General features: G+C 68.8%; 16 protein-coding genes. 11 read left to right on the top strand and 5 right to left on the bottom strand.

The window, feature by feature from the left end; genetic code table 11:
• The first annotated feature begins 9 nt into the window (after positions 1-9).
• Positions 10-1,557, top strand: coding sequence for a hypothetical protein (locus tag CH341_RS04905; RefSeq protein WP_111417913.1), 1,548 nt, complete (start codon positions 10-12; stop codon positions 1,555-1,557).
• Positions 1,558-1,571: 14 nt separating this feature from the next.
• Here CH341_RS04905 and pyrC read toward each other — a convergent pair whose 3' ends face one another.
• The 3 genes from pyrC to CH341_RS04890 form a co-directional block, all read right to left on the bottom strand.
• Positions 1,572-2,621, bottom strand: coding sequence for a dihydroorotase (gene pyrC / locus CH341_RS04900; RefSeq protein ID WP_111417912.1), 1,050 nt, complete (start codon positions 2,619-2,621; stop codon positions 1,572-1,574).
• Between the two features lie 147 nt (positions 2,622-2,768).
• Positions 2,769-3,083, bottom strand: coding sequence for a hypothetical protein (locus CH341_RS04895; protein WP_111417911.1), 315 nt, complete (start codon positions 3,081-3,083; stop codon positions 2,769-2,771).
• A gap of 109 nt (positions 3,084-3,192) precedes the next feature.
• Positions 3,193-4,227 carry a LysR family transcriptional regulator gene (locus CH341_RS04890; protein ID WP_111417910.1) on the bottom strand — a complete coding sequence of 345 codons (1,035 nt, stop codon included), beginning with the start codon at positions 4,225-4,227 and terminating at the stop codon, positions 3,193-3,195.
• A 123-nt stretch (positions 4,228-4,350) separates the two neighbouring features.
• Here CH341_RS04890 and CH341_RS34065 point away from each other — a divergent pair, with 123 nt between their 5' ends.
• The 8 genes from CH341_RS34065 to CH341_RS04855 all read left to right on the top strand — a co-directional run bounded on the left by CH341_RS34065 (position 4,351) and on the right by CH341_RS04855 (position 12,252).
• Entirely contained in the window at positions 4,351-5,253 is a 903-nt protein-coding gene (locus tag CH341_RS34065; protein ID WP_170149476.1) for a polysaccharide deacetylase family protein, read from the top strand.
• Positions 5,250-6,239: a hydroxyacid dehydrogenase gene (locus CH341_RS34060; RefSeq protein ID WP_170149475.1), complete on the top strand. Its 990-nt coding sequence runs from the start codon at positions 5,250-5,252 to the stop codon at positions 6,237-6,239. The genes CH341_RS34065 and CH341_RS34060 overlap by 4 nt, the downstream gene beginning before the upstream one ends.
• Before the next feature lie 42 nt (positions 6,240-6,281).
• Complete coding sequence (locus CH341_RS04880; RefSeq protein WP_111417909.1) at positions 6,282-7,070, top strand: HpcH/HpaI aldolase family protein; 789 nt, start codon at positions 6,282-6,284, stop codon at positions 7,068-7,070.
• Positions 7,071-7,089: 19 nt separating this feature from the next.
• Positions 7,090-8,388, top strand: coding sequence for a hydantoinase/carbamoylase family amidase (locus CH341_RS04875; protein WP_111417908.1), 1,299 nt, complete (start codon positions 7,090-7,092; stop codon positions 8,386-8,388).
• Positions 8,389-8,550: 162 nt separating this feature from the next.
• The gene (locus CH341_RS04870; RefSeq protein ID WP_111417907.1) at positions 8,551-8,964 is read left to right on the top strand and encodes a phasin family protein; all 414 of its coding nucleotides are present in this window, start codon (positions 8,551-8,553) and stop codon (positions 8,962-8,964) included.
• A 197-nt stretch (positions 8,965-9,161) separates the two neighbouring features.
• Complete coding sequence (locus tag CH341_RS04865; RefSeq protein ID WP_111417906.1) at positions 9,162-9,845, top strand: collagen-like protein; 684 nt, start codon at positions 9,162-9,164, stop codon at positions 9,843-9,845.
• Positions 9,846-10,157: 312 nt separating this feature from the next.
• A complete protein-coding gene (locus tag CH341_RS04860) occupies positions 10,158-11,042 on the top strand; it encodes a Bug family tripartite tricarboxylate transporter substrate binding protein (RefSeq protein ID WP_170149474.1) in 885 nt (294 codons plus the stop codon).
• Positions 11,043-11,130: 88 nt separating this feature from the next.
• Entirely contained in the window at positions 11,131-12,252 is a 1,122-nt protein-coding gene (locus CH341_RS04855; RefSeq protein WP_111417904.1) for a mandelate racemase/muconate lactonizing enzyme family protein, read from the top strand.
• A gap of 42 nt (positions 12,253-12,294) precedes the next feature.
• Here the strand turns inward: CH341_RS04855 and CH341_RS04850 are convergent, their stop codons facing one another.
• Both CH341_RS04850 and CH341_RS04845 read right to left on the bottom strand, forming a co-directional pair.
• Positions 12,295-13,299, bottom strand: coding sequence for a tripartite tricarboxylate transporter substrate-binding protein (locus CH341_RS04850; protein WP_111417903.1), 1,005 nt, complete (start codon positions 13,297-13,299; stop codon positions 12,295-12,297).
• Positions 13,300-13,341: 42 nt separating this feature from the next.
• Entirely contained in the window at positions 13,342-14,418 is a 1,077-nt protein-coding gene (locus CH341_RS04845) for a tartrate dehydrogenase (RefSeq protein WP_111417902.1), read from the bottom strand.
• 196 nt (positions 14,419-14,614) lie between these two features.
• On the opposite strand from CH341_RS04845, the gene CH341_RS04840 reads away from it, so the two are divergent.
• Both CH341_RS04840 and pflB read left to right on the top strand, forming a co-directional pair.
• Positions 14,615-15,334: a GntR family transcriptional regulator gene (locus CH341_RS04840; RefSeq protein WP_111417901.1), complete on the top strand. Its 720-nt coding sequence runs from the start codon at positions 14,615-14,617 to the stop codon at positions 15,332-15,334.
• 475 nt (positions 15,335-15,809) lie between these two features.
• Positions 15,810-18,068: a formate C-acetyltransferase gene (gene pflB, locus CH341_RS04835; RefSeq protein WP_111417900.1), complete on the top strand. Its 2,259-nt coding sequence runs from the start codon at positions 15,810-15,812 to the stop codon at positions 18,066-18,068.
• The last annotated feature ends 27 nt before the right edge of the window (positions 18,069-18,095 follow it).

Raw genomic sequence — 18,095 nt, 5'->3', positions numbered from 1 at the left:
CCCCGCCCGATGTCGGGGTCGTTCGCGCGGTGGAGTGCTGCCGCCGCGCTCTTGTTGCTGTCGCTGATCGTTTGGCCCGGCGACGCCCCGGGGCAGCCGACCGACCCGTCCGCCGACGCTACTATTTCGGCCGACTTCGCCGCCGTGACGGCCGCCGCCGCGGCGAGCCGTCGCGCGTTGCAGCCGCTCGATCGCGCGCTCGCGGTGCTCGCCGCGCGCGACCGCACCGCCCCGGATGATCGCGGTCTCGGCCCGATTCGGGTCGTCCTGGGACGTCATGCCGAAGCGTTGGACCGTTACGCCGGCTTCGCCGCACTGGCCGGATCCTGGCGCGATCTCGGCTACGAGCTGGCGGCGCTGCTGGCGGCGGTCCGGCGCGAGGAGATCGACGCTCTGTCGGCGGGCATCGCGCCGGGGCAGGATGCGGCGACCGCGCTGGCGGCCTACCGGCAGTCCATCGACAGCCTCACCGCGACCGCAGCGCCGCTGCACGACCGGGTCACCGCATCCCGCGAGCGGGACCGTCTCGCCGGCGAGTCGCGGGGCGGCAAGGACGATGCGCGTTACCGCCAGCTCGTCGGCCAGCTCGGCGAGACGTTGGCGAACGCCTCGGTCTACGTGCCCTCGGCACCGCCGGAGTTGTACCGACCCAAGGTCCCGCCGGCCGAAAAGGTCTTCGACGTCGCGCTGGTGTGGGACGAGGCGGAGGGGGAGTGGCTCCGCCTTCCGGCCGATGTTCCGGTCGAGGAGATCTTTCGCGATGTGTTCATCGCGTCCGGCAGGCGGCCGACCCCGGGGCAGCTCAAATATCTGGCCGGCATCCATTCCCAGATTCTCGCACGTCAGGCGACGATCGACGCATTCGCGGACCTTCTCCGCGCCGCCCGGGCCGGGGAGGGGAGCACGGCACAGGCCTTCGCCCGATCCGCGGACGGACCGGCGATTCGCAAGGCGCTGGACGAGCCGTGGCGGCTGCGCGCCCGCTATGTCTACGACGGAGCCTACCGGGCCTGGACGCTCGGCGTGATCGACCAGATCCGCCGCGATCTCGTGACGCAGGGCGCGGCGGCTGCGGACGCATTGCGCTCGCTGGACGAGCTGCTCGACCGCCATGGCCTGACGCTCGACTCGCAATGGGCCGTCGCGGTTCCACCTGCGGTCGGCAGCGTCACCGTGACGGCCTGGTTCCGCGACGATCCGAAGACCCGTTTCGTCAGCACCTGGCGGTTCGAGAAGGAGCAGGTGCGGATCGAGATCGACCAGGGTCGGGCCAACGGCGTCCGCCGCGGCAACACGGTGCAGACCGAGGGCTCGATCCCGGGGCGGAACTGTGTGGCGACCGACACGCGCAGCTTCGCGCCGAACGGAACGCTGACCTTTTCGGCGAGCTATCGCTGCGTTCGGGACGACGGCACGATCGAGGTCAACGACCGGAGCGGCGCCGGCACCTGGGAGATCGCTGCGGAGGCGGCCAAGCCGACTGCGACGTCACCCGCGACGCCGGCCGATAAGCCCGCCGTCGAGCCGCGTCCGGCCGCGCGCCAGCGCCCGCGTTGAGTTCGCAGCGCCGGTCAAGCCGCCGCGCCGTCCACCACGCTCCACCCGAGTCCCTCGTCCGAGCCAAAGGCGCGAAGGCTGCCCTCGCCCGGGACCGCGACCTCCACGGCCGGCTCCGGGGCCGTGTTGGTCAGCGTGATCCGCTCCTCGTTCGGCGGCAGCCCGTAGAAGGCCGGGCCGTTCAGGGCTGCGAACGCCTCGAGCTTGTCGAGCGCGTTCTCCTGCGCGAACACGGTGGCGTAGCATTCCAGCGCAGCCGGCGCGTTGAACAGGCCGGCGCAGCCGCACTCCGCCTCCTTCAGATGACGCAGATGCGGCGCCGTGTCGGTGCCGAGGAAGAACGAGGGATGGCCGCTCGTCGCCGCCGCGCGCACGGCGAGCCGGTGCACCTCGCGCTTGGCCACGGGCAGGCAGTAGTAGTGAGGCCGGATGCCGCCGCGGAAGATCGCGTTGCGATTGATCATCAGATGCTGCGGCGTGACCGTCGCGCCGATCAGCGGTCCACCGGAACGCACGTAATCGACGGCCTCCTTGGTGGTGACGTGCTCCATCACGACCTTCAAGCTCGGGAAGCGCTTTCGCGCGGGATCCAGCACCCGCTCGATGAACACGGCCTCGCGGTCGAAGATGTCGACCGTCTGGTCGTTGACCTCGCCGTGCACGAGCAGCGGCATGCCGGCCTTCTGCATCGCCTCCAGCACCGGGTAGATGCGGCCGACGTCGGTGACACCATGGCTCGAATTGGTCGTCGCGTGGGCCGGATAAAGCTTCGCGGCCGTGAAGATCCCGTCGCGATGCCCGGCGATCAGGTCGGCCGGGTCGGTGGCGTCGGTGAGGTAGCAGGTCATCAGCGGCGTGAAGGTCACGCCCGCGGGAATCGCGGCGCACACGCGCTCGCGATAGGCCGCCGCCATTGCCGCCGTGGTGACGGGCGGAGTGAGGTTCGGCATGACGATGGCGCGGCCGAACCGGCGCGCCGTGAACGGGACCACGGTGCGCAGCACCGCGCCGTCGCGGAAATGAACGTGCCAGTCGTCCGGACGCCGGAGCGTGATCGACGCCATGATGTCTCTCGTGATCGTTGCAAGGCGCGCCCGGTACGGCGTGCGGGGCGCGATCAGTCGCCGTCGGGCGACGGCTGGCGGAGCCTACGACCGCCGGAGACCAGGATCAATGAGGGGAGGGGGCTCGGTGGCGCGCCTGACGGCGCGTCAGCGCCGCTCTGATGCCCGGGTCGGCACTGCCGCGGCGGCGAGGCCGCGCTGGACCCAGTTCTTGAACGCCGACTCGCAGGCGCGGCGCATGGCGGGCGTCGCTGCGCAGGTGTCGGCGATGATGCAGTGAGGATTGGCGGTGCAGCGGCGCGGGGTCGTCGAGTGTGTGAGGGGAGCGATGCTGAACGGCCGCTCTCTGGCCGCCGTCGCGAGCGCCCCGGCCTGTGCCTCCGCGTCGATCTGCTCGGCCGTCGTCATGGCCGGCAGCCCGCCCGAACAACAGCGGCTCGCATTCAGAAGCGACACGATCATGCGCAGGGGTCTCCAAAAATTCCGGCGAACTCCGACCACCTGGAAGGTGGTAGGTCGAAGCTCGAAAATCCACTATGCGAAAATCATGCCTCGAGTAGACGGCGAACGATCACGCTTCGGTGCGCTGCGACGCGTGCACGCCTTGCTGGCGTCCGGTGCCGGTTCGCGGTTTCGGCGTCGCAGGCTCTCCGGCGAACGACAGGGCGGCTGCGGAGAGAGTCATGCCCTCGTCCTGGTTGAGCACCTTGCCCTCAGAGATCACGTTGGTGATCGCCTTGACGATGGTGCGCGCCGCCGGCGACAGCCCGATGCCGTGCCGCCAGACCACCCTGATGGTCCGTTCGAGGCTCGGCTCCTTGAGCGGCCGATAGACCAGGAGCGGGTGGTCACCCGGGGGTAGTGCCAAGCCCGGCAGCGCCGTGATCCCGACCCCCTGCTCGAGCAGCCCGTAGATGGTGACCAGGTTCGACACCTCGGAGGCGATCGAAAGCCGCACGTTGTGGGGCGCGATCGCATTGTCGATGAGGTTGCGGATGCCGTGCTCGAGCGTCATCGCGATGAACGGATGGTCCTGCAGGTCGGCCCAGCTCACCTCGGCCTTCTGGGCGAGCGGATGCGATTTCGGGAACGCACCGTAGAAACGGTCGCGGCCGATCACTACGCCGTCGAGCGAGGGCGCCGCCGTCTCGAAGCTGCCGATCCCGAGATCCGCCTGGCCGTCGAGCACGGCCGTCGTGATGGCGGTCAGGTTGACGTCGCGGACCACGACCCGCAGGCCGAGCCGCGAGGCCTCGCCGGCGATCACGGCCGGCATCAGGCGGAACGCGATCGAGGGCAGGCAGGCGACCACCACGCGGCCGCGCTTGCGGGCCGCGGCTTCCTGGATGTCGGCGACCGACGTGTCGACCTGACGAAGGAGATGCCGCGCGGTGGGCAGGAACCCCATGCCGAGCCCCGTCAGCTTCACGCTCCGGGTGGTCCGGTGGAACAGCGCGCTGCCGATCTGCTCTTCGAGCTGCTGTATCGAGTGGCTCAGCGCCGGTTGCGACAGCGCGAGCGTCTCCGCGGCCGCGACGAAACTGCCCTTGTCTGCAACCAGGACGAAGGCTCGCAGTTGGCGCAGCGTGACATTATTCCGGTTCATCGATTAATCGTTTAGATCATTCGATTGGAAGACGCAATCCGAACCGTCGCACTATTTTGACGCGGGCGCCGGCCGTCCCTGCGACCGCACCTGTTCGTTCCGCGGTTTCGGGAAGGCTCACCCATGGCGATTTCAAGCACGCGACCCGACGTTCTCCTGGTCCCGCTCATCGACGTGAACTGGCTCGTCTACGCGCCCTTCGATCCGGGCCGCGATTTTCGGGTCGATCCGCCCAAGGTCGAGCAGAGCGTCGGGGAGACCCGCGGCATCTGCCGTATGCTGAAGGACATGACGGGCGGCAAGTTCATCCTGTCGCCGCACTCCGGAACCTACTGCCGCACCGGCTACTACGACGGCGAGATGCTCGACGTGTACCGCGAGGCGGTCGCCGGCGGAGCCGAGCTGTCGATCCACCTGCACGAGGAAATCAAGGGCGTGGGGACGCGCTACATGGAGCGCGACCACGTCACCGCGGTCTATCTCGACTGCAAGCGGCGGCTCGAGAATGCCGGCATCAAGCCGGTCGCCTATCGGGGCGGGCACTACGCCTACACGCCCTTCATGAACGAGCTGCTGCCGCAGACCGGCGTCTTCATCGACTGCTCGTGCTCGCCGGGCGGAAACCACCCGGACCGCGAGGCGATCTGGGTGAACGCCGAGACGACCGGCTACTATCTGCCGATGAATCCGCGTCTGCCCGCCGCCGGGCAGGCGCGTTCGCCGGTGTTCGAGATTCCGATCGGCTGCGACGGGAACGGGGCCGCCTACAAGAATCTCCTGCATGTCGAGCAGTCGGAGCTCTCCAACCTGCAGCGCATCTTCAATGTGATCCGCGAGCGCACCCAGCGCACCGGCGAGCAGCAAATCGTGCATTCGCTGTTCCACACCGGCTCGGTCGGCGAGCCGCACTGGATCGAGCGCTTCAAGCAGTTCCTCGCCTGGGTACCGAACAACGGTGGCGAGTTCGTCACCACGGTCGAGGCGAAAGCCGCCTTCGACGTGCGGGCGAAGGAGAACGCGGCGTGAGTGGACTCTGTCTGCTGGTCCAGCCGATCCACCCGGGCGGAATTCGCGTCCTGGAGGAGGCCGGACTGGAGGTGCGTCAGGCGAGCGCGGCGACCATGGACGTGGTCGCGCGGGAGGTGAAAGACGCGGTCGCGGCGATCACCCGCAATGCCGGCTTCGATCGTGCCGCAATGGCGGCGGCGCCGCGGCTGGGCGTGCTCGGCAACCACGGCACCGGCTACGATCCGGTCGACGTCGGTTATGCCCGCGAGATCGGGCTGCCGATCGTCTACACGCCGACCGCCAATGTCCAGTCGGTGGCCGAGCATGCGATCAGCCAGATGATGGCGATCGCCAAGCGCGTCCGCGAATGCGACCGCGCCGTCCGCCAGGACAATTTCGACTATCGGTACGCGCGCGACTTCCACGAGCTGTCCGGCAAGACGCTGCTGATCTTCGGGTTCGGCAAGATCGGCCGGCGCACCGCCGAGATCGCCCGTCTCGCCTTCGGCATGCGGGTGCTGGTCTACAGCCCGAGCGCCGAGACGTCCGAGATCGTCGCGGCCGGCTGCACGCCGGTCGGCGACCTCGGCCGCGCCCTCGCCGAGGCCGACATCGTGTCGCTGCACCAGCGCCTCACGTCGCAGACTCGCGGCATGTTCGACCGCGAGCGTCTGTTCTCCATGAAGAAGGGCGCCGTGCTGGTGAACACCGCCCGGGGCGCGCTGGTCGAGGCCACGGCGCTGATCGAGGCGGTGGAAAGCGGGCACCTGCGCGGCGCCGCCATGGACGTGTTCGACAAGGAGCCGCTGCCGGCCGCCCATTCCTACACGCGGTGCGACGGCATCCTGCTGTCGCCGCACACCGGCGGCGCGACCGAGGAGGCGCTGGAGCGCACGGCGGTCGAGACCGCCCGCCAGGTCGTCGACGTGCTGGCCGGCCGCCGGCCCGAATTCCTGGTCGATCCCGACGTGTGGGCGAAACGCCGCGTCTCCGCCCCCGCCTGACCGAACCAACCCGCAACAAAGTCCGTTGAAAGTCGAAGTCCAATGATCAAGAGCAACAAGGTCAAGGCCCTGCAGCGCGAAGGCAAGCCGGCCTTCGGCACGTGGATCACGCTGTGCCCCCATCCGCGGGTGGTGAAGATTCTCGCCACCTCGGGCTTCGACTTCGTCATCATCGAGATGGAGCACACCGACTTCAACATGGAGACGGTGGGCCTCCTGTCGATGTATGCGCGGGAATGCGGGATCACCCCGATCGTGCGGCCGCCCGGCACGCTGAAGCCGCACGACCTGACGCGGCCGCTCGACGCCGGCGCGCAGGGCCTGCTGCTGCCCTCCATCGAGACGCCCGAGCAGTTCATGGAGATCGTCAAGGGCACGCGCTACTATCCGATCGGCAACCGACCGATGAATCTCCGCGGCCCGCACACCGACTATTTCGCCGGCGACCCGAAGCAGATGCTCGCGCATCTCAACAGCGAGACCATGCTGGTCGTCATGGTGGAGTCGCAGAAGGCGATCGCCAATCTCGATGCGATCCTGAAGACCGGGGCGGTCGACTGCGTGATGATCGGCCCCGACGACCTGTCGCAGGATCTCGGCATCCCGGCCGAGATGCAAAACCCCATCCTGCACCAGGCCTACGAGACGATCTTCTCGATCTGCCGCGCCAATGGCGTGCCCTACGGCCTGTCGGCGCAGACGCCCGAGATGGCGGAGGGCTGGGTCGAGAAGGGCTGCACCTGGATCCCGTATCAGAACGACGCCGCCATGGTGCTCAACGCGGCCCGCGCCGTGGTGCCCAAGCTCATGAAGGCCGGCGGCCGGACCTGAGCGCGAGCGGAGCGCGGTGATGCTGGAGGTCGCCCGAGATCGCCGCACCGAGGCGCTGGCCGAGGGCTCGCGCCTCGGTGCGGGGCTGTTCGAGGCGCTGGCGGAGCGCACCGCCGACGCGCCGGGCGTCACCCGGGTGGCGTACGGGGAGGGCGAGGGCGCCGCCTTCGCGCTGATGGCCGAGGCTGCTGGCGACCTCGGCGGCGATTCCGTGTTCGATGCGGCCGGCAACCAGTTCCTGACCTTCCGGGGCGCCGACCGGAGCCGCACGATCTATATCGGGTCGCATCTCGACTCGGTGCCGCACGGCGGCAATTTCGACGGCGCCGCCGGCGTCGTGCTCGGGCTCGCCGCCGCGGCCGTGCTGGCGCGGCTCGGCTCGGCGCCGCCGTTCGACGTCTGCGTCCTCTGCCTGCGGGCCGAGGAGAGCTGCTGGTTCCCGCACAGCTATATCGGCAGCAAGACGGCTCTCGGCCGGCTCGAGCCGACCGTGCTCGACACCGTGCTGCGCAGCGACACCGGACGATCGCTCGCCACCCATATGCGCGAGCTCGGCTTCGATCCGGAGGCGGTCCGGCGCGGCGAGAGCCGCATCGATCCGGCTCGGGCCGTCGCTTATATCGAGCCGCATATCGAGCAGGGGCCGGTGCTGGTCGCGGCGGGGCGGCCGCTGGGGCTCGTCACCGGCATCCGCGGCAGCTTCCGGTTCCGCGAGGCGGCGTTCCACGGCACCTATGCCCATTCGGGCGCGACCCCGCGGACACTGCGACGCGACGCCGTGGTGGCGGCCTCCGAGCTGGTGATGGCCATGCAGGCGCTGTGGGAGCGGCTGGAGCGCGACGGGCACGACCTCGCCGTCACGTTCGGCATCGTCGGCACCGATCCGGCCCAGCATTCCTTCTCCAAGGTGGCGGGCGAGGCGCGGCTGTGCATCGACGTACGCAGCCAGAGCGAGTCGACCCTGGAGGAGGTCCGCCGCCGCCTGGTCGAGACGGGGCTCGACATCGCGGCCCGCCGGGACGTGCGGCTCGAACTCGGTCCGCTCGGCGGCAGCACGCCGGCCGTGATGGCGCCGCGGCTTCTCGAGCAAATGCGGGCCGCCGCCGCAGCGGCCGGGATCGAGGCGGTCGAGATGGCGAGCGGGGCCGGTCACGACGCTGCGACCTTCGCCAATGCCGGCATTCCGACCGGCATGATCTTCATCCGCAACGAGAACGGCAGCCACAATCCGGACGAGCGAATGGACATGGCGGACTTCGACCAGGCGCTGGCCGTGATGGTCGACCTGCTGCAGCAGCCCGCCGATCGCTGGGGCTGACCCGCCCGCGACCGACATCCGTTGTCACACGGCGGTTTTGACGCACTGCAATAGGTTTTGACCGGGCGCCGCCGGCATGCCTAAGATGCGGGCGTTCGCTCACATTTGTTCATCGGCATCACGCCCGCCGCCCGCCGGCCCGCGTGTCCCCAGGAGATCGCCATGAAGACAGGCACGCCCTTCGAAATGCCCGCTGACCTCCGAAAGATGACCGAGCAGAGCATGGAGCAGGTGCGCTCTGCGATTAACAGCTATCTGCAGTTCTTCCAGCGCGGGGTGCCCGGGATGCCCGGCATGCCGATGCTGGGCGGCAACGAGCTGAGCAACAAGGTTCTGGGCTACGCCGAGCGCAACGTCGCCACCGCCTTCGATTTCGCCCAGAGCCTGATGGCGGCCAAGGACGTGCAGGAAATCCTGAAGATGCAGACGGAGTTCCTGCAGACCCAGATGCAGGCCATGACCGAGCAGGTGAAGGACCTGAGCGAGACCGCGATCAAGGCGGTTTCCGAGTCGGCCAAGATGCCGGGTATGCCGGGCATGCCGGGAATGGGCGGCAAGTCCGGCCCGTCGTCCTGAGCCTCGCGGCCGCCGCTCTGGCGGCGCACGGCGGATGCGCTGCGCATCCGCTTCAATCGGCCACGCCGGGCGGGCCAGCCCGGCGCTCGGCGAGGCGTATCCATGCTGCCCGCGTCCAGGTCGCTGATCCATGATGCGGATGCCGGCGCTCTTCGATCGTCTTCGATTCCGTTGACATCAGAGGTTACGAGAGACCCATGCGAACGATCACCATAGGGGTGGTGGCGACCCTGCTCGCCGTCGGCTCGGCCCAGGCGGCGATCGAGATTTCGGCAGCCCGTATCGAGGCGGGCGAGATCGTGGTCATCGGGCGCGTGACCAGGCCCAACGAGAAGGTGACGTTCGACGATCGTTTCGAGGTGGTGGCGGGCCGTGACCGCCGCTTCGCCTGGCGGGCGGCTTATCATCCTGGTGGCTGCACCGTGACGGTGAAGTCGGAGCCCGATGTGCGCGAGATCGTCATCGCGAACTGCGGCCAGACCGGCGCCAAGGGGGACAAGGGTGACAAGGGCGACCGTGGCGACGCGGGTGCTCCAGGACCCATCGGCGCTCCGGGACCCGTCGGCGCTCCGGGACCCGCCGGCGCACCTGGGTCGCAGGGACCGGCCGGGCCCGCGGGACCGCAGGGGGCCGCCGGGCCGGCCGGCCCGAAGGGCGATCGTGGCGAGCCGGGGCAGGCGACCTCTGCGCCTGCACCCGCGATGCCGCTGCGCGTGGTGACGACGAGCTGCCAAGGCCAGAGCCCCTGCCAGGCGACTTGCGAGCTCGACGAGGTGCTCCTCACGGCGTTGCCGAATCCCGCCGAGCGGACGCTCGTCGCCGCGAGCTGGACCGGCGAAGCCCCGGCCGAGGTGCGGCTCGTGTGTGCCAAGACGAAATAAGAGAGCCGACGCGAGACCAGAGGTGACGCGCCGCGCGCCTCCCGTGTCGCGGCGCGAAACTGCGAAGCGCGGCGAACCGTACGGTTGCGCCGGCGTGATGCTCTCCTTAACCTGACGTCGCCGTCGAAGACGGCACAAGCAGAAAAAAGACGTCAGGGAGGATACATGATCAGCTCGAACGGCGCAGGCGCCGTATCGCGTCCGCGTGGACGCTTGTCTCGGCGCAGCCTTTTGGGTGCAGCGGCCTTCGGTCTCGCCGCGCCGGCGATCCTGCGCAGCGGCCCGGCTTTCGCGGCCTACCCGGATCGCCCCTTGCGGATCGTCGTCGCGAACTCGCCCGGCGGTCCCTCCGACATCATCGCCCGGATCGTCGCCGCTGCGATGCAGGAGCGGATGGGCGGCACCGTGTTCGTCGAGAACAAGGGCGGCGGCGGCAGCAATATCGGCATGGGCCTTGTCGCGCGCGCCGAGCCGGACGGCACCACGATCCTGCTGGCGACCAGCGCCTATGTGGTGAACCCCAGCCTCTACGACACGCTGCCCTACGACCCGTTCAAGGACTTTTCGCCGATCTGCGAGCTGGCGACGTCCCCGAACGTCTTCGCGGTCAAGCCCGATCTCGGCGTCTCCACCATGAAGGAGTTCGTCGCGTTGGCGAAGCAGAACCCGGCGAAGTTCAACGTGTCCACGCCGCCGGTCGGCACCACGCCGCAGCTCGAGGCCGAGGTCCTCAAGGTCCGCGAGGGACTTTCCGGGATGGCCACGATCGTGTTCGCGGGCGGTGGCGAGGCGCTGCAGGCGCTGCTCGGCGGCACCGTGCAGCTCTCTTCGGGCGTGCTCGCGCCGGCGCATCCCTACATCAAGTCCGGCACGATCAAGGGCCTCGCCGTCACGGGCGAGAGGCGCTGGCACGACCTGCCCGACATTCCGACCATGGCCGAGGCCGGCTTCCCGGATTTCGTGTTCGAGACCTACACGGCGCTGCTGGCGCCCGCCGGAACCTCGCCCGAGTTCGTCCGCAAGCTCGAAACGGAGACGCTGGCGATCCTGGCGAAGCCGGAGACGCGCGAGAAGCTCATGCGTACGGGATTCGAGGTGCAGGCCCGCACCGGCAAGCAGCACATGGAGCGGGTGGCTCGCGAGGTGCCGATGTTTCGCGACATCATCACCAAGGCCGGCATCAAGGTGAAGAGCTGAGGCCGACGTTCGAGAAGACGCCCCGGGGCGCGCGGGGTCCCGGGGCGACGTCGCCGTCCTGACAACAAGAACACTGTGGAGTGCCGTCGTGAAGATCACGAGCGTGGAGCCCATCGCGGTCGGCCTGCCGATGAAGAAGCCGGTGATCATGGCGGGCGAGGAGATCCGTCGTGCCGACAACGTGCTGGTGCGCATCGTGGCGGATGACCGCACGGTCGGGTGGGGGGAGGCGGCGTCGGCTCCCACCATGACGGGCGAGACCATCGAGAGCATGGTGGCGGCCATCCACCACCTCTCGCCTGTTCTGGAGGGGCGCGATCCGTCCGACATCGAAGGCGCGCTCGCCGCCATGGACGGGCGAATGTACGCCAATCACGGCGCCAAGGCGGCGATCGAGATCGCGTTGCACGATCTGGTGGGACGCGCCTCCGGCCGTCCCGTGCATGCGCTCCTGGGCGAGAAGAAGCGCGAGCGCGTCGCGCTGCTCGGTGTGATCGGCGGCGGCGATCGGGACGGCGATCTCGCCGACGCGGCGCGCAAGAAAGCCGAGGGCTACACGGCGTTCAAGATCAAGGTCGGGATCGACACGCCGGAGCGCGATGCCGAGCGGACCCGGGCCGTCTGCGCGATCCTGGGCGAGAATGCCTTGATCTCCGCCGACGCCAATCAGGGATTTTCGATCGAGCAGTCGCTCGTCTTTGTGCGGGCCGTCGAGGGCGCCAGTCTCGATTTCTTCGAGCAGCCCGTCGCAGCGCATGATCTCGCCGGCATGGCGGCGATCGCGGCGGCGACCTCGATCGCGATCGGAGCCGACGAAGGCATCCACGGCTTCGACGACATTCGCCGTCATCACGAGCGTAAGGCGGCGCACGGTGTCAGCCTCAAGGCGATCAAGCTCGGTGGCCTGCGCGCGGTCGTCGAGGCCGGCCGGCTGTGCGACCGGCTCGGCATGGACGTGAATCTCTCCTGCAAGACCGGCGAGTCGAGCATCGCCTGCGCAGCGGCGCTTCACGTCGCCGCCGTAGTGCCCGGCCTCGCCTGGGGCCTCACCCTGACCTGCCAGGCGCTCGGCAAGGACATCACGGCGCAGCCGGTCACGATCCAGCGCGGCCACGCCGACGTGCTGAACCGCCCCGGGCTCGGCATCGATGTCGACGACGCCCTGGTCCAGCGCCACCGCATCGGGGTGTCGCTGGAGAGCGTGGCGTAATGCCCGGCACGAGGCCGGGCACGACGACTCTGAATGCAGTGATCAGTTCCCCTTCACGCCGGCGGCGCGGATCACCTTGCCCCACTTGTCGACCTCGGCCGTGAGCTGGGCCTTCAGCGCGTCGGGGGTCGCCAGGGCGAGCGGCACGGGCGCGGTGCCGAGGCTGGCGAAACGCTCGATCACCTTGGGATCCTGCAGCGCTGCCTGAAGCGCCGGGACGAGCTTGTCGGTCGCCTCCTTCGGCAGTCCGCGCGGCGCCCACATGGCGTGCCAGGCCGAGACCTCGAAGCCCTTCATGGCGCTCTCGTCGAGCGTCGGCAGGTCGGGCAGCGACGATACGCGGGATTTGGTCGTCACCGCGTAGCCTTTGATGCGGCCGTCCTTGATGTGGTTGGTGGTGTTGGTGGTCTGGTCGCACAACAGATCGATCTGGCCGCCGACCAGATCGTTCATCGCCGGACCGGTGCCGCGATAGGCGACCTGGGCGAGCTGGAGGTCCAGCTCGCTCATGAACAGCAGCGCGCACAGATGGGCCGCCGATCCGACACCGGCATGGCCGAAGCTCGCCGTGGCCTTGTTGGCCTTCATCCAGGCGATCAGCTCGCCGATCGATGTCGGCGGCAGCGCGGACTTGGAGACGATCGTCATCGGCACGTCGGTGATGCGGCCGATATGGTCGAAGTCCGCGACCGGGTCGTATTTCAGCGTGTCGTACAGGGCAGGGGCCGTCGCATGCGCGATGTGCCAGATGGCGAGCGTGTAGCCGTCGGCCGGCGTCCGCGCGATGCGGGCCATTCCGATGGTGCCGCCGGCGCCGCCCTGGTTCTCGACGATGACGGTCTGGCCGAGCGTCTTGGTCATCGACTCGGCGATCAGGCGGGCGACCGTGTCGGTCGGACCGCCGGCCGCGGACGGGACCAGGATGGTGATCGGTTTGGTCGGCCACGCCGATTGCGCGAGGGCCGGCGCCGTGACCCCGGCCAGGACAAGACCCGCGACGGTCGCCTGCACGCAGGCACGCAGAAACCGCGACGAAAGACTTCGCATGGGCTCCCTCTTCCGCGAGGGCGGTCGGCCGTTCCGGCCTGGCTAGCGATTGTCTCCGAGCAGCGCCTCGCAAACCGCGTCGGTGACCTTGGCCGTCGTCGCGGTGCCGCCGAGGTCCGGCGTGTGCAGCCGCGGATCGGCGGTGACGCGCTCGACCGCCCGCATCAGCCGTGCGGCGGCGGCGGTCTCGCCGAGGTGCTCCAGCATCATCGAGCCCGACCAGAAGGTGGCGATCGGGTTGGCGATGCCCTTGCCGGTGATGTCGAAAGCGGAGCCGTGGATCGGCTCGAACATGGAGGGGAACTCGCGCTCCGGATTGATGTTGCCGGTCGGCGCGATGCCGAGCGAGCCGGCGAGCGCCGCGGCGAGATCCGAAAGAATGTCGGCGTGGAGATTGGTCGCCACGATGGTGTCGATGGTCTCGGGGTGCGTGACCATCCGCATCGTCATGGCGTCGACCAGCATCTTGTCGCAGCTCACGTCGGGATACTGCGCCGCGACCTCGGCGGCGATCTCGTCCCACATCACCATGGCGTGCCGCTGTGCGTTCGACTTGGTGACCACGGTGAGCAGCTTTCGCGGACGCGAACGCGCCAGTTCGAACGCGTAGCGCATGATGCGGGTGACGCCGACGCGCGTGAACATGGCGACGTCGGTCGCCACCTCGTGGGCGAAGCCCTTGTGGACCCGGCCGCCGACGCCGGCATACTCGCCCTCGGAGTTTTCGCGCACGATCACCCAGTCGAGCTCGGGGCCCGAGACGTTGCGCAGCGGGCTGACGATGCCGGGCAGGATGCGGGTCGGCCGCACATTGGCGTATTGCTGGAACGGCTGGCAGATGGCGAGCCGCAGGCCCCACAGCGTGACGTGGTCCGGCACGTCGGGTGCGCCGACGGCGCCGAAGAAGATCGCGTCGTGGTTCCGGATCAGGTCGCGGCCGTTCTCGGGCATCATCAGCCCGTGCGCCTTGTAGTAGGCCGAGCCCCAGTCGAATTGGTCGACCGAGAGCGTGAAGCCGCCGTCGCGCTCGGCGCAGACGGCCAGCGCCTGCAGGCCGGCCGCGATCACCTCCGTCCCGATTCCATCGCCCGGGATCGCCGCGATCCGATAGTCCCGCATGAGTGCTCCGCGTCTCGTACGTTCCACCACCGGCCCGACTGCGCCTTCCGGCGCCAGGACGGCCGGGCCCGAGATGCATGCCGTCTTCCATGCAAGCTCACGAATCCGCTATACTGCGGCGACTGCGGGATTGTCAACGATCCATAGGAGCTTCCATGCAAGGTTCAGGCGACGCCGCGGCCCGGCGGGCCCGCCGATGACGGCCCGCGGCACCGGCCTGATCGTCGGCCCCCCCTCCGAGGCGATCGAGGCCAAGGCGCCGTCGCTGGTGGAGGACGCCTACCGGGCCATGAAGACGGCGGTGCGGGACAACGTGTTTCCGCCCGGCTACCAGGGCTCCGAGCAGGAGATCGCGATCCGGCTCGGGATGAGCCGCACCCCCGTGCACGAGGCGCTCATCCGGCTGCAGGAGGAGGGGCTCGTCAGGGTCCTGCCGAAGCGCGGTATTCTGGTCTGCGCGCTCTCTCCCGCCGACATGCGCGAAATCTACGATCTGATCGCCACGCTCGAAGGGCTCGCGGCCGAGCTGCTGGCCGGTGACGAGGCGCTGCGTCGGCCCGCGCTGGAGCGTCTCGACGCGATCAACGTCGACATGCGCACGGCCCTCGACCAGGACGATCTCGACGCCTGGGCCCAGGCCGACGATCGCTTTCACCGCGAACTCGTCGAGCGCTGCGGCAACAGCCGGCTCGCCCGCGCGGTGCATACCGTGATGGATCAGTCGCACCGCGCCCGGATGCTGACCCTACGGCTGCGGGCGAAGCCGGTGCGCTCGCTCAAGGAGCACCTCGCCGTCACGTCGGCGATCCGCAAGGGCGATGCGGTGAAGGCCGGCACCCTGGCGCGCGCGCATCGCCAGCATGCGCGCGACGAGCTGATGCCGCTACTCGAGACCTTGGGCATGCGGCATTTGTGAGCGGCGCCGCGCGACCCCGCTCCGCCGTGGCGGCGGCCGGACCGTGCGACGTCGCGGGTAGGATCGCGATGGCCGCGACGCCGCCGAGGCCATCCGTTCGCCGCATGGCGGATCGGCATCGCTACGCGCTAATCCGGATGAAACGAGGTCGGGCCGCAAGAAAGTGCGTTCCGGTCGGGGTGAAATATCACAAGATTTCTTCGGACTCCGGCTTTGGGGACGATCCGAAAAGCCTGCGTGGCGGCACATGCAGCCATTCGCGGTCCCGGCTTCTTGCCCGAAATACGTGGTGATATATCAGCGGACATCGAAGTTCGAACCGCTGCGCGACCCTCCCGGGCCGAGCGGTCTCGCCGGAACCAGGGCGTTCCGACGTCTCCGCGGCGACCCCTCTCGCCTGAGACTTCTTGGATCAGACGATCGAAGCGCTCCGTGCTCGGATCACCCTGTGAGCCAAGTTTCTACCGAGGTCGTCATGAACGCCATCACCGTGAACGTCACCGCCGAAGAACCATGGGCCGGCTTCGCCGCGGGCGTGTGGCAGACCCAGATCGACGTACGCGGATTCATCCAGGCGAACTACCGGCCGCATCTCGGCGACTCGAGCTTCCTGTCCGGCCCGACCTCGCGCACCCTTGGCGTCTGGGCCAAGCTCACGGAGCTGCTGGCGCAGGAGCGCAAGAAGGGCGTGCTCGACGTCTCCGCCGACCGCCCGGCCGGCATCACGGCGCACGACGCGGGCTACATCGACCGCGACGCCGAGCTGATCGTCGGCTTGCAGACCGACGCCCCGCTGAAGCGCGCCATCATGCCGAATGGCGGTCTCCGCATGGTGGAGATGGGCCTCGAGGCGTACGGCTTCAAACCCGACCCGATCGTCCAGGACATCTGGACCAAGTACCGCAAGAGCCACAATCAGGGCGTCTTCGACGCCTACTCGCCGGAGATTCTCGCGGCCCGTAAGTCGGGTGTGATCACCGGCCTGCCGGACGCCTACGGCCGTGGCCGAATCATCGGCGACTATCGTCGTGTTGCCCTCTACGGCACAGACAAGCTGAAGGCCGACAAGCGGCGCGAGCTGCACGAGATCGACGACGCGGTCTTCAACGAGAAGACGATGCAGCTGCGCGAGGAGCTCAACGAGCAGATCCGCGCGCTGGACGAGCTCGCCGCGATGGCCGCGAGCTACGGCTGCGACGTGACGCAGCCGGCCCGCACCGGCCGCGAGGCGGTGCAGTGGACCTATTTCGGCTATCTGGCCGCCGTGAAGGAGCAGAACGGCGCGGCCATGTCGCTCGGCCGTGTCTCGACCTTCCTGGACATCTATCTCGACCGCGACATCGCGCGCGGCCTGCTGACGGAAGAGAGCGCCCAGGAGCTGATCGACGACCTCGTCATCAAGCTGCGGATCGTGCGCTTCCTGCGCACCCCGGAATACGACACGCTGTTCTCCGGCGATCCGACCTGGGTGACCGAGTCGATCGGCGGCATCGGCGAGGACGGCCGCCCGCTGGTGACCAAGACCAGCTTCCGCTTCCTGCAGACGCTGTTCAATCTCGGCCCGGCGCCGGAGCCGAACCTGACGGTGCTGTGGTCGACGCAGCTCCCCGAGGGCTTCAAGGACTACTGCGCCAAGGTGTCGATCGAGACCTCGTCGATCCAGTACGAGAACGACGACGTGATGCGGCCACACTGGGGCGACGACTATGGGATCGCCTGCTGCGTCTCGCCGATGCGGATCGGCAAGCAGATGCAGTTCTTCGGCGCCCGCGCCAATCTCGCCAAGGCGCTGCTCTACGCGATCAACGGCGGTGTCGACGAGAAGTCCGGTGCCGTGGTGGCGGAGGGCTTCGAGCCGATCACGGGTGACGTGCTCGACTACGACACGGTGGTCGCCAAGCTCGACCCGATGATGAGCTGGCTCGCCAAGACCTACATCAAGGCGCTCAACGTCATCCACTACATGCACGACCGCTACGCCTACGAGCGGATCGAGATGGCGCTGCACGATCGCGACGTGCTCCGCACCATGGCGTGCGGCATCGCCGGCCTGTCGGTCGCCGCCGACAGCCTGTCGGCCATCAAGCACGCCAAGGTGAAGGTGGTGCGCAACAAGGCCGGCCTCGCGATCGACTACGTCATCGAAGGCGATTACCCGGCCTACGGCAACAACGACGATCGTGCCGACACCATCGCGGTGTGGCTCGCCGAGAGCTTCATCCAGAAGATCAAGGCGCAGCCCTACTTCTATCGCGAGGCGATGCCGACCCAGTCGGTGCTGACCATCACCTCCAACGTGGTGTACGGCAAGAAGACCGGCAACACGCCGGACGGCCGCCGCGCCGGCGAGCCTTTCGCGCCGGGCGCCAACCCGATGAACGGCCGCGACAAGAAGGGCTTCATCGCGGCCGGCGCGTCGGTGTCGAAGATCCCGTACGCTTGCGCGCTCGACGGCATCTCCTGGACCGCCTCGGCGACGCCGACGGCGCTCGGCCGGGTGCCGGAGGAGCGGCAGAAGAACCTCGCGGCCTGCCTCGACGCCTTCGCGGGCGCCATGGGCCATCACGTCAACGTCAACGTGCTGAACCGCGAGACGCTGCTCGACGCGATGGAGCACCCGGAGATCTACCCGCAGCTCACCATCCGGGTCTCCGGCTACGCCGTGAACTTCGTCAAGCTGAGCCGCGAGCAGCAGCTCGACGTGATCAGCCGCACGTTCCACGGTTGCATGTGAGACGGCCGGCGCCGCCGCTCCGGCGGC

Origin of the sequence: Rhodoplanes roseus (assembly GCF_003258865.1) — a bacterium.
Lineage (GTDB): Bacteria > Pseudomonadota > Alphaproteobacteria > Rhizobiales > Xanthobacteraceae > Rhodoplanes > Rhodoplanes roseus.
This window is presented reverse-complemented; position numbering and strand designations above follow the sequence as displayed.

Excerpts from the sequence above, each read along its gene's own strand:
- CH341_RS04905 (WP_111417913.1), top strand. The coding sequence starts at position 10 with ATGTCGGGGTCGTTCGCGCGGTGGAGTGCTGCCGCCGCGCTCTTGTTG.
- pyrC (WP_111417912.1), bottom strand. The coding sequence starts at position 2,621 with ATGGCGTCGATCACGCTCCGGCGTCCGGACGACTGGCACGTTCATTTC.
- CH341_RS04895 (WP_111417911.1), bottom strand. The coding sequence starts at position 3,083 with ATGATCGTGTCGCTTCTGAATGCGAGCCGCTGTTGTTCGGGCGGGCTG.
- CH341_RS04890 (WP_111417910.1), bottom strand. The coding sequence starts at position 4,227 with ATGAACCGGAATAATGTCACGCTGCGCCAACTGCGAGCCTTCGTCCTG.
- CH341_RS34065 (WP_170149476.1), top strand. The coding sequence starts at position 4,351 with ATGGCGATTTCAAGCACGCGACCCGACGTTCTCCTGGTCCCGCTCATC.
- CH341_RS04880 (WP_111417909.1), top strand. The coding sequence starts at position 6,282 with ATGATCAAGAGCAACAAGGTCAAGGCCCTGCAGCGCGAAGGCAAGCCG.
- CH341_RS04875 (WP_111417908.1), top strand. The coding sequence starts at position 7,090 with ATGCTGGAGGTCGCCCGAGATCGCCGCACCGAGGCGCTGGCCGAGGGC.
- CH341_RS04870 (WP_111417907.1), top strand. The coding sequence starts at position 8,551 with ATGAAGACAGGCACGCCCTTCGAAATGCCCGCTGACCTCCGAAAGATG.
- CH341_RS04865 (WP_111417906.1), top strand. The coding sequence starts at position 9,162 with ATGCGAACGATCACCATAGGGGTGGTGGCGACCCTGCTCGCCGTCGGC.
- CH341_RS04850 (WP_111417903.1), bottom strand. The coding sequence starts at position 13,299 with ATGCGAAGTCTTTCGTCGCGGTTTCTGCGTGCCTGCGTGCAGGCGACC.
- CH341_RS04845 (WP_111417902.1), bottom strand. The coding sequence starts at position 14,418 with ATGCGGGACTATCGGATCGCGGCGATCCCGGGCGATGGAATCGGGACG.
- CH341_RS04840 (WP_111417901.1), top strand. The coding sequence starts at position 14,615 with ATGACGGCCCGCGGCACCGGCCTGATCGTCGGCCCCCCCTCCGAGGCG.
- pflB (WP_111417900.1), top strand. The coding sequence starts at position 15,810 with ATGAACGCCATCACCGTGAACGTCACCGCCGAAGAACCATGGGCCGGC.